Here is an 11,004-nt window from a genome sequence, read left to right as displayed (position 1 = left end):
AGGGCGACCTCACGGCCGCCCTTTGAAGCATCAGCCTCGGCCGATCAATGCGCGGCGGCGCCGGCGACCACGCCGCCATAGCCCCAGACATAGATCGTGACGAACAGGAACAGCCAGACCACGTCCACGAAGTGCCAGTACCAGGCGGCAAATTCGAAGCCGAGATGCTGCTTCGGTGTGAAGTGGCCGGCATAGACGCGGAACAGGCAGACGATCAGGAAGATGGTGCCGACCAGAACATGGAAACCGTGGAAGCCGGTGGCCATGAAGAAAGTGGCGCCATAGACGTGGCCTTTGAAGGCAAAGGCCGCGTGGCTGTATTCATAGGCCTGCACGAAGGAGAACAGCACGCCGAGTGCGATGGTGACCATCAGGCCGTATTTCAGGCCCTTTCGATCGCCTTCCAGCAGTGCGTGATGCGCCCAGGTCGCCGTGGTGCCCGAGGTGAGCAGGATCAGCGTGTTGAACAGCGGCAGATGCCAGGGATCGAAGGTCTGGATGTCCTTCGGCGGCCAGACGCCGCCGAACAGCACTTCGCGGGTCGCATGCACGGGATCGGCCGGGAACAGTGCCGCGTTGAAATAAGCCCAGAACCAGGCGACGAAGAACATCACTTCCGAGGCGATGAACAGGATCATGCCGTAACGGTGATGCAGCTGCACGACGCGGGTGTGATCGCCGCGCTGGGCTTCCTTCACCACATCGGTCCACCAGGCGGCAAAGGTGTAGAGCACGCCGATGGTGCCGACACCGAACACCAGCGGTGCCGCGGCATACATCTTGTGCATCCAGCTGACGGCGCCCACCGCCATGATGAAGGCGAAGAGCGAGCCGACCGCCGGCCACGGCGACGGATCGACGAGATGATAGTCGTGATGCTTGGCGTGCGGCGCCGCTTCTACCGATGCCATGTGTCTCTCTCCGTCAGTTGCGCCCGTTGATGCCGGCGCGTGTTATTTCGAATCTTATAACGTAAAAATTCAGAGATTACCCTTGCGCTTGTCGGTCTCCGTCGCCGCCACCGGCTTCGGCGCCTGATCGCGCAGGGGATAGAACGTGTAGGACAGCGTGATCGAGTTCAGCCCGTCATTCTCGCGATCATCAGCGAGCTTCGGATCGACATAGAACACGACCGGCATTTCACGCTTCTCACCGGGGCCAAGCGTCTGGTCGGTGAAGCAGAAGCAGTTGATCTTCTGGAAATACGAGCCGACCGTCAGCGGCGCCACATTATAGGCGGCCTGGGCGGATGTCGTGCGGGCAGACTGGTTGGTCACCGTGTAGAAGACCGTCAACACCTCACCGATTCGCACCTCGACTTCGCTCTGCTCCGGCACGAATTTCCACGGCAGGCCCGGCGCCACATTGGCATCGAAGCGAACGGAGATCTTGCGGCCGATCGGCCCTGAAGCCGGCGCGCCCGACGCCACCATCGTGGTGCCGTTGAAGCCGGTGGCGCGGCAGAACCAGTCATAGAACGGGACGGCCGCATAGGATGCGCCGACCATGAAGGCGACGACCAGACCGCAGATCGAGGCAACGACCACATCGCGCTTCATGCGCGGCTTGGTGGCTGACTGGGAGGGCTGCGGTTCGGTCATGTCACCTCACTCACAACGGCCGGACGAGAACCGCCGGCCCCTTGACCAGGGTGACGGCGAAGAACAGCACGACCAGAATGCCGAGTGCGCAAGCGATGGCGATGGAGCGCTCGCGACGGCTTTTCTGTTGAGCCGCGGTAAGGACGATGCCGTCTTCCGGCTGATCAGTCTTGCGCTCGGTGTCCATCGGATCATGCGCCCTCTACCAGACCAGCGGCAGGATGGCCTTGACGACCACCTCGAGCAACAGGATCGCGAACAACGCGAAGAGATACAGAATCGAGAAGGCGAACAACTGACGCGTCGCCTTGGTGGCCGGCTTGCCTTCGCGGAGGCGATAGACCTGCACGGCAAGAAACATCATGCCGGCGCCGAGGATCAGCGAGGCGACGCCGTAGACGGCCGAGAAGTAACCGAGCGGCCACGGCGCCACGGCGGTTGCCACCAGCACGACGGTGTAGAGCAGGATCTGCAGACGCGTCGCATCGGGACCGGCGACCACCGGCAGCATCGGCACGCCGGCGCGGGTGTAGTCGTCGTTGCGGAACAGCGCCAGCGCCCAGAAATGCGGCGGGGTCCAGAAGAAGATGATAAGGAAGAGAAGGATCGGCTCCATCGAGAGCGATCCCGAGGCCGCGGCCCAGGCCACCACGGGCGGCAGCGCACCGGCGGCACCGCCGATGACGATGTTCTGCGCCGTCCAGCGCTTCAGGCCGATGGTGTAGATGACGACATAGAAGAAGATGGTGAAAGCGAGCAGCGCACCGGCCAGCCAGTTCACCAGAATGCCCAGCGTCATCACCGAGAAGAAGGCGAGCACGATGCCGAAAGTCAGCGCTTCCGGCCGGGTAATGCGGCCGCGCGGGATCGGGCGATTGGCGGTGCGCGTCATCAGCGCATCGATATCGCCCTCATACCACATGTTCAGCGCGCCCGAGGCGCCGCCGCCGATGGCGATGCAGAGGATCGAAGTGATGGCCAGCACCGGATGGTGATCGCCCGGCGCCAGGAAATAGCCGACCATGGCCGTGAACACGACAAGCGACATTACCCGCGGCTTCAGCAGCGCGAGATAATCCCGCACGCCCGCCTCAGAGATGCGGGGGCCGGAGAGGTCGATGGCGTTTTGGTCGAGGACGGACAAGATCGGTCTCACTTCGGGTCACGGCCTCCGCAAAAGCCTGCGGAGGCGAGTTTCATGCGGCGCACTATTGTGCGCCGCAGCACACTTACTTGATACGCGGCAACACTTCAAACTGATGGAAGGGCGGCGGCGAGGTCAGGGTCCATTCCAGCGTGGTGGCGCCGGCGCCCCACGGATTGTTCGCGGCCTTTTCCTTGCGGACGAAGGCATCGATCACGCCGTAGATGAAAATCAGAACAGCGAAACCTGAGATATATGAGCCGACCGACGACACCAGGTTCCAGCCCGCAAAGGCATCCGGGTAGTCCACATAGCGGCGGGGCATGCCGGACAGGCCAAGGAAGTGCTGCGGGAAGAACACCAGATTGACGCCGATGAAGGTCACCCAGAAATGCGCCTTGGCGATGGTGTCGGAATACATGTAACCGAACATCTTCGGGAACCAGTAATACCAGCCCGCGAAGATGGCGAACACGGCGCCGAGCGACAGCACGTAGTGGAAGTGGGCCACGACGTAATAGGTATCCTGCAGCACGCGATCGACGCCGGCATTGGCGAGCACCACGCCGGTCACGCCGCCGAGGGTGAACAGGAACACGAAGCCCACAGCCCACACCATCGGCGCCTTGAACTCGATGGACCCGCCCCACATCGTGGCGATCCAGGAGAAGATTTTGACGCCCGTCGGGACCGCGATGACCATCGTCGCAGCGACGAAATAGGCCTGCGTCGCCGACGACATGCCCACCGTGTACATGTGGTGCGCCCAGACCACGAAGCCGATGCCGCCGATGGCGACCATGGCGTAGGCCATGCCGAGATAGCCGAACACCGGCTTCTTCGAGAAGGTCGAGATGATCTGCGAGATCATGCCGAAGCCGGGCAGGATCAGGATGTACACTTCGGGGTGACCGAAGAACCAGAACAGATGCTGGAACAACACCGGATCGCCGCCGCCTTCTGCCGCGAAGAAGGTGGTGCCGAAATTGCGGTCGGTCAGCAGCATGGTGATGGCGCCGGCAAGCACCGGCAGCGACAGCAGCAACAGGAACACGGTGACCAGGATCGACCACACGAACAGCGGCATCTTGTGCAGGGTCATGCCCGGCGCGCGCATGTTGAAGATGGTGGTGATGAAGTTGATGGCACCGAGGATCGACGACGCACCGGCGATATGCAGCGCTAGGATCGCGAAATCGACGGCAGGACCCGGATGACCCGAGGTCGAGAGCGGCGCATACATGGTCCAGCCGGCACCGACGCCGTTGGCGCCGGGCTCGCCTTCCACGAAGGTGGAGATCAAGAGCAGCGCAAACGCGGCCGGCAGCAGCCAGAACGACACGTTGTTCATGCGCGGGAACGCCATGTCCGGCGCGCCGATCATCAGCGGCACCATCCAGTTGCCGAAACCGCCGATCATCGCAGGCATCACCATGAAGAAGATCATGATCAGGCCGTGCGAGGTGACGAAGACGTTATAGGTGTGCGCTTCGTGGAAGATCTGCACGCCGGGATACATCAGCTCGATGCGGATCAGGATCGACATGATGCCGCCGATGACACCGGCGACGATCGCGAAGATCAGATACATCGTGCCGATGTCTTTGTGGTTCGTCGAATAGACGTAACGACGCCACCCGGTCGGATGCGCATGCGCGTGATCGTCGTGGGCATGATCGTCGTGAGCAGGTGCAGCTGTGTTTGCCATGTTGAGATTCCTTACTGCGCCTGCGTGGTCGCCGCGGCAGCAAACGTGCTCGACGGATTGCTCGCAAATTTCTTCTTCGCCGCTTCGACCCAGGCGGCAAATTCCTGCTCGGTGACGACGCGGATCGCGATCGGCATATAGGCGTGGTCCTTGCCGCACAATTCCGAACACTGGCCATAGAACCAGCCGGTCTTGGTGGCCTTGAACCAGGTCTCGTTCAGACGGCCGGGGATCGCGTCGATCTTGATGCCGAAGGACGGCACCGCGAAGGAGTGGATCACGTCGGCCGCCGTGGTCTGCACGCGGACCACCTTGTTCACCGGCACCACCACCTCGTTATCGACGGCGAGCAGGCGCGGCTGCTTGTCCTGGGCCATCAGCGAGTCGAACTCGAACGGGCCGTTGTCCGGATAGGAGTAGGTCCAGAACCACTGCTTGCCCGTCGCCTTGATGGTCAGGTCGGCTTTCGGAATGTCGAGCTGCAGGAACAGCAGCCGGAACGACGGCACCGCGACCGCGACCAGGATCAGCACCGGAATGATCGTCCACGCCACTTCGATGAGCGTGTTGTGGGTCGTCTTCGACGGGACCGGATTGGCCTTCGAATTGAACTTCACCACCACGATGATCAGAAGCGCCAGCACGAACAGCGTGATGGCAGTGATCAGCCAGAGCAGAAAATTATGAAACCAGGTGATGTTTTCCATCACCGGCGTGGCCGCTTCCTGAAGCTTGTATTCCCAAGGCGCGGGCTGACCCATCACCTGAGCATAGGCAGCACCGCCAACAGCGAGACCGGCCCCAACAACCGCTAACCCCAGCAACCGGTGGCCAAACTGGCCCCTCAGCATCCTCATGCCGCGTGCGCTCCCATGTAAAATCTTACGCATCCCGGTATTGCCCGAGTATGCGGCCCGACCCCCTCACGAACAAACGGACAAATTGCCCAAGGCAACTCGGTAAGCACGCTCGTTAGAATGCGTCGAAATCCAGCTTCTCAAACCATAATTCTTGACCTGTCGCAATGCAGGAGTGCGGTAACCGGGAATGCATTCGACCGAATTGCACGAAGGTCGTATTTCCTGCGTCGCTTCAATGACAAATGTCAGCGACCTGCGACGGTGCTTGACACCGGCCATGCCCGCTTTACGCACAAAATATGCGATGATCGCGTAACTGATTCGCCACAATCGGCGCGCAAGCAGCCGATGCGGCCGCCTTCAAGGCGCCGTCATTGCAGGTTCATTCCGCGCTCTGGAATTCATCAGACCGAACAGCGTTCACAGTGCTGCCAAACCGATTGCAGAGACCACTGCTCATGATCGCGACCACCATCACCGCTCAAGGATCGACCCGGATGAGGCTTTCGACATCGCAGCAACAGCAGGCCACCCGCTGGCGCCGCCTCACGCTCGGTTTCCTGACATTTGCTGCCCTGCTCGCGGCCCCCGCCGCTGCCAGCGCCCAGGGCGCCGTGAAATCGACGCATGGTGACTGGCAGATCCGCTGCGACACCCCGCCCGGCGCACAGGCCGAACAATGCGCCCTGATCCAGAGCGTGGTGGCCGAAGACCGCTCCAATGCCGGCCTCACGGTGATCGTGCTCAAGACCGCGGACCAGAAGAGCAAACTGATGCGCGTAGTGGCGCCGCTCGGCGTGCTGCTGCCCTCCGGCCTCGGCCTCAAGCTCGACAATCAGGACGTCGGCCGCGCCGGCTTCGTGCGCTGCCTGCCGAATGGATGCGTCGCGGAAGTTGTGATGGACGACAAGCTGCTCGGCCAGTTGCGCACGGCGAAGACCGCGACCTTCATCATCTTCGAGACGCCGGAAGAAGGTATCGGCTTTCCGCTGAGCCTGAACGGGCTGGGGGATGGCTACGACAAGCTGCCGTAAACTCGGAGCTGTAGGATGGGTTGAGCGTCTTCGCGAAAACCCATCAGCCGAACGATGCGCAGGCTCCGCCGATGGGTTGTCGCTCCGGCGCTTCGCGCCTGCGCTCAACCCATCCTACGGCATCGAGCTTATTCCCCCGCAACCAATCCCGCCGCTCGGCGATGATTGCGGCTTGGTTTCGACTGGGCCTTCGACCGGCGGCGCGAGAAGTACAGGATGATGCCGGTCACCGTGAACAGCGGCATCAGCGCAGCGGCGATCATGAACAGGATGCGCCCGACCAGCCCGAAGGCCGCGCCGGTGTGGATCTGCAGGACCCGCTGCAGGATGCTGTCGCCAATGGACTTGTCGGCATAGCGCTCGACAGAAATCGCACGCCCCGTCGCTCCATCGATGCGGAAATCATCGCGGGCAACGTCATGGGGCGCGTCCTTGGCCAGCGAACGCAGGCGCACCGGACCGGGACCGTTCGGCACCTGCAGATAGACATTGGCGTAGAGGCTGCCCTGATCGGCGAGGAAGGTGGCCCATGCACGGTCGATGGATGGAGCCGCGGCTTCTTCAGCCGGGTTCGCTGGCTTTGCGCCGCCTTTGGCCTTCGCAGGCGCTTTTGCAGCTACCGGCGGCTTGCTCGACAACAGCCAGGTGGCGCTGGCCTTGTACCAGTCGAACGACCACCACAGGCCCGTGAGGATCGTGATCACATAGACCGGCAGCACCCAGGTGCCGACCACGCTATGCAGCGACCAGTGAAAGGCACGCCCCGGCATCGCCAGATTCGGCTTCAGCCACATCCTGATGCTGCGAACACGGCGGGGCCAGCGCAGCACCATGCCGGTGATCAGCAGCACAAGAAGGCCGATCGCACATACGCCGGTGATCAGGCGGCCATAGCCATTGCCGTTGCCCGGCAGCAGCAGGAAGCGATGCAGGTTGCGCAGGGTTGCGAAGAAACCTTCGCCGCTGACCGGCGAGAGGATGCGGCCGTCATACGGATCGACAAAGACCGACGACCGTTCGCCGGCTTCGTTGCGGGCGAAGCGCGCCCGCACTGTGGCGCCCGGCTCGCTCGACAGCAGCATCAGTTGAACCTTGCCGGCGCCTGGCTGGCTTTGCAGCCGCGCCACGATCTCGTCCGGCGTCAGCACTGGCGCCGAGCGCAGCTCGACCCTGGCGACATCCCGATTGAGCGCGGCGACGATCTCATCCTCGAAGGACAGCATCGCGCCGGTCAGGCCCATCAGGGCCACCACCAGCGCGATGGTGAGGCCGATGATGGAATGAACCTGGAGGAAGGCGGATTTGATCGGAGAGGCCATGAGCAGCGCATTTGGGGAGCTGGAGGACGAACTGCGTCGGGTCTCAGCGCCCGCTGCGGCAATGACCACGCTTACCGCACCGCCATAGGGCGAACCACCGCGGTAGTTTTTAATCGCTCCAAACTGGATCAGGATACCGGGCATCCAGGCTCTCCCATTTTGGGCCGGACGACCTATCTTCCCCAGCGAACACCTGTATCGTCCAAGATTACGCCGATGTTAGGCGACCCATTCCCGGGTTGCCGTTACAAGGTGAAACCGCCCTCCGGTGCAGCAATGCCCGCCGTTTTGGAGCCTGCATGACCAGCCTCGTCACCACCTCCCTGCTCGACCGTGCCAATCTCGACCGCGACGAAGTCCGCCGCGAACTGTTGCGGGGCCTGCAGGGAGCCGATGATGGCGAGCTGTTTCTCGAATACAGCCAGAGCGAGGCGCTCGGCTTCGACAATGGCCGGCTGAAGCAGGCGACCTATGACACCGCGCAGGGCTTTGGCCTCCGCGCCGTGAAGGACGACGCCGTCGGCTACGCGCATTCATCGGATGTCTCCATCCCGGCGCTGATCCGCGCGGCGGATGCCGTGAATGCGGTGCGCGGCGGCTATGCCGGCACCTTTGCCGCGGCGCCCTCGCACACCAATGTGAGGCTCTATAACGACGACAATCCGCTCGATGCCCCCGGTTTCGAGGCCAAGGTCAAACTGCTGGCCGAGATCGACGCCTATGTGCGCGACAAGGATCCGCGGGTGCGTCAGGTCTCGGTGTCGCTCGGCGCGAGCTGGCAGGTGGTCGAGATCATCCGCCCCGATGGCGAGAGCTATCGCGATATCCGCCCGCTGGTGCGCGTGAATATCTCCGTCGTCGCCGGCCAGGGTGACCGGCAGGAAAGCGGCTCGAAGGGCTATGGCGGCCGCGAGGGCTATGCCCGCTTCATCGAGAGCGCCAATTGGCGCACCGCTGCCGACGGCGCACTGCGCGAGGCACTGGTGAATCTCGAATCGATCCCTGCCCCCGCCGGCGAAATGGATGTGGTGCTCGGGCCGGGCTGGCCCGGCGTGATGCTGCATGAAGCGGTGGGCCACGGCCTCGAAGGCGACTTCAACCGCAAAAAGACCTCGGCCTTTGCCGGCCTGCTCGGCCAGCAGGTGGCCGCCAAGGGTGTGACGGTCGTCGATGACGGCACGATTTCGTCGCGCCGCGGCTCGCTGTCCATCGACGACGAAGGCACGCCGACCAACAACACCACGCTGATCGAGGATGGCATTCTCGTCGGCTACATGCAGGACCGCCAGAATGCGCGCCTGATGGGCATGAAGCCCACCGGCAATGGCCGTCGCCAGGGCTATGCCCATGTGCCGATGCCGCGCATGACCAACACCTACATGCTGGCCGGCCAGCGCGATCCCGCCGAAATCCTCGCGTCGGTGAAGAACGGCATCTATGCCGTGAACTTCGGCGGCGGTCAGGTCGACATCACCTCCGGCAAATATGTGTTTCAGTGCACCGAGGCCTACAAGATCGAGAACGGCAAGATCGGTGCGCCAGTGAAGGGTGCGATGATGATCGGCAATGGCCCGACCGACCTGCACCGCATCAGCATGATCGGTAACGACCTCGCTCTCGACGACGGCATCGGGACTTGCGGCAAGCACGGCCAGGGCGTGCCGGTGGGCGTCGGCCAGCCGACATTGCGCATGGACAAGGTGACCATCGGAGGAACGGGCCAGTGAGCACCGAGACGGAGACGCAGGCCGCGACGCTGCCTTCGACCGCCAAGCGCTGGGGCAGCCAGATCGCACAGATCGCTGCCATTGTGGGCATCGTGTTTCTCGGCAAGGGCGCGCTCGCGGAGCCGTTCTATGTTCCCTCCGCGTCCATGGAGCCGACGCTGCTGATCGGCGACGCGTTGCTGGCGACGAAATTTCCCTATGGCTATTCGACTGCCTCGCTGCCGATCCATGTCGCCTTCCCGGAAACCGGCCGCGTCTTTGCGTCCACACCGAAGCGCGGCGATGTTGTCGTCTTCCGTTGGCCCGGCGATCGCTCGCAGGTCTGGGTCAAGCGCGTGATCGGCCTGCCCGGTGATCATGTGGAGCTGCGTGGCGGCCAGGTCTGGATCAATGGCAAAGCGGCGGCCGTGCAGGCCGACGGCATCGGCGCGGCCGAGGACGACAGCGGCGGCTCCGAGCCCGCACAGCGCTATGTGGAAACGCTGCCCGGCGGCGTCGCGCATCCGATCTTCAAGCTGCGCAACAATGGCCGTCTCGACAACACGCCCGATGTCACCGTGCCAGCCGGCCATCTGTTCGTGATGGGCGACAACCGCGACAATTCCGCGGACAGCCGCGTGCCGGTTGGCCAGGGCGGCGTCGGCCTGCTGCCGATGGACAATCTGGTCGGCCGCGTCGATGCCATTGTCGGCTCGTGGGACCTCGGCATCCGCAGCCAGCCGGTGAGCGAATGGTGGTCGGGCCTGCGGTTCGCACGCTTCTTCACCGGGGTTCATTGAGATTATGACCTTCGACGATGTCCGTGCGTTCGCGCTGACATGGCCGGAGGTCGAGGACGGCACCTCCTACGGAACGCCCGCTCTCAAGGTGCGGAAGAAACTGCTGACGCGCCTGAAGGAAGACGGCCAGACACTGGTCATGCCCGGCGTTCCGCTTGAAGAGCGTGAGATGCTGGTGGAAAGCCAGCCAAAGATCTTCTCCTTCACCGACCACTACCGCGACTATCCAATCGTGCTGATCAGTCTCTCCAGGGCCAAGCGCGCCCATGTCGAACCGCTGTTGCGGCGGCACTGGCTGACGCTGGCCTCGAAGGCCGCGCGCAAGGCTTACGAGGCAAGTGCTCAGAAATAAGCGATCGCGCGACCGCAGATCGCGATGCTGAGCCAGATCGCCAGCGATGCCAGCGCACCCTGCCGCGCACCTGCGGGCATCGGCGCCAGCGGCGGCAAGGCCGCGACTTTCGGCATAATGATGCGCTCGACCCAGACGATGTTGAGCAAGCCCAGCACGATCAACGCCGCCTTGATCTGGAATATGCGGTTCAGCACCACATGGCTGGCTTCAGCCGTGAACAGCACGAGACCCGTGATGATGAGGCCAGCGAAGCCTGCGATCGCAAATTGCCGCGCCTTGCGCAGCAACGGACCCGGCGCCGTCGCCGACAGCCCGCCTGCGAGGCGCGTATCCATTACCGCAATGGCGCCGGCAAAGAACACCAGCGCGACGATGTGACCGACATTGGCGATCATATAGAGCCAGCGCGATTGCCGGATCGCCGCGCCGATGGCGGAGGTTTCCATGGCGACGAAAAATGCGGGAGCGGCTTCAGTC

At 63.1% G+C, this 11,004-nt stretch carries 12 protein-coding genes; 4 read left to right on the top strand and 8 right to left on the bottom strand.

Features of this window, described 5'->3' with window-relative positions:
• Nucleotides 1-44 precede the first annotated feature (44 nt).
• The 6 genes from ACIQ2A_RS23800 to coxB form a co-directional block, all read right to left on the bottom strand.
• On the bottom strand, nt 45-911 hold the full coding sequence (locus tag ACIQ2A_RS23800) for a cytochrome c oxidase subunit 3 (protein WP_398484110.1): 867 nt from the start codon (nt 909-911) through the stop codon (nt 45-47).
• Nucleotides 912-980: 69 nt separating this feature from the next.
• Nucleotides 981-1,601, bottom strand: coding sequence for a cytochrome c oxidase assembly protein (locus tag ACIQ2A_RS23795; protein ID WP_398484108.1), 621 nt, complete (start codon nt 1,599-1,601; stop codon nt 981-983).
• A 10-nt stretch (nt 1,602-1,611) separates the two neighbouring features.
• Entirely contained in the window at nt 1,612-1,788 is a 177-nt protein-coding gene (locus tag ACIQ2A_RS23790; RefSeq protein ID WP_398484106.1) for a CoxF protein, read from the bottom strand.
• A 15-nt stretch (nt 1,789-1,803) separates the two neighbouring features.
• A complete protein-coding gene (locus ACIQ2A_RS23785; RefSeq protein ID WP_398484104.1) occupies nt 1,804-2,745 on the bottom strand; it encodes a heme o synthase in 942 nt (313 codons plus the stop codon).
• Nucleotides 2,746-2,830: 85 nt separating this feature from the next.
• Complete coding sequence (gene ctaD, locus ACIQ2A_RS23780; RefSeq protein WP_398484102.1) at nt 2,831-4,453, bottom strand: cytochrome c oxidase subunit I; 1,623 nt, start codon at nt 4,451-4,453, stop codon at nt 2,831-2,833.
• 11 nt (nt 4,454-4,464) lie between these two features.
• Nucleotides 4,465-5,310: a cytochrome c oxidase subunit II gene (gene coxB, locus ACIQ2A_RS23775; protein WP_398484100.1), complete on the bottom strand. Its 846-nt coding sequence runs from the start codon at nt 5,308-5,310 to the stop codon at nt 4,465-4,467.
• Nucleotides 5,311-5,810: 500 nt separating this feature from the next.
• Between coxB and ACIQ2A_RS23770 the strand changes: the two genes are divergently transcribed.
• Nucleotides 5,811-6,347, top strand: a complete 537-nt coding sequence (locus ACIQ2A_RS23770; protein ID WP_398484098.1) for an invasion associated locus B family protein — start codon at nt 5,811-5,813, stop codon at nt 6,345-6,347.
• Nucleotides 6,348-6,475: 128 nt separating this feature from the next.
• Here the strand turns inward: ACIQ2A_RS23770 and ACIQ2A_RS23765 are convergent, their stop codons facing one another.
• Nucleotides 6,476-7,666, bottom strand: a complete 1,191-nt coding sequence (locus ACIQ2A_RS23765) for a PepSY-associated TM helix domain-containing protein (RefSeq protein ID WP_398484096.1) — start codon at nt 7,664-7,666, stop codon at nt 6,476-6,478.
• 299 nt (nt 7,667-7,965) lie between these two features.
• Here ACIQ2A_RS23765 and tldD point away from each other — a divergent pair, with 299 nt between their 5' ends.
• The 3 genes from tldD to ACIQ2A_RS23750 are packed head-to-tail and all read left to right on the top strand — an operon-like array spanning nt 7,966 to nt 10,524.
• Nucleotides 7,966-9,393: a metalloprotease TldD gene (gene tldD, locus ACIQ2A_RS23760; protein WP_398484093.1), complete on the top strand. Its 1,428-nt coding sequence runs from the start codon at nt 7,966-7,968 to the stop codon at nt 9,391-9,393.
• Entirely contained in the window at nt 9,390-10,172 is a 783-nt protein-coding gene (lepB, locus tag ACIQ2A_RS23755) for a signal peptidase I (RefSeq protein ID WP_398484091.1), read from the top strand. The genes tldD and lepB overlap by 4 nt, the downstream gene beginning before the upstream one ends.
• A gap of 4 nt (nt 10,173-10,176) precedes the next feature.
• Entirely contained in the window at nt 10,177-10,524 is a 348-nt protein-coding gene (locus tag ACIQ2A_RS23750) for an MmcQ/YjbR family DNA-binding protein (RefSeq protein ID WP_398484089.1), read from the top strand.
• Here ACIQ2A_RS23750 and ACIQ2A_RS23745 read toward each other — a convergent pair.
• Nucleotides 10,515-11,004: DUF6644 family protein (locus ACIQ2A_RS23745; RefSeq protein ID WP_398484087.1), on the bottom strand; the 490-nt coding region annotated here is incomplete at its 5' end. The two genes, ACIQ2A_RS23750 and ACIQ2A_RS23745, sit on opposite strands and share 10 nt — an antisense overlap.

The organism is Tardiphaga sp. (genome assembly GCF_044336785.1).
Lineage (GTDB): Bacteria > Pseudomonadota > Alphaproteobacteria > Rhizobiales > Xanthobacteraceae > Tardiphaga.
Note: the sequence above shows the minus strand (reverse complement) of the source record. Positions and strands in the feature narration are given on the sequence as shown.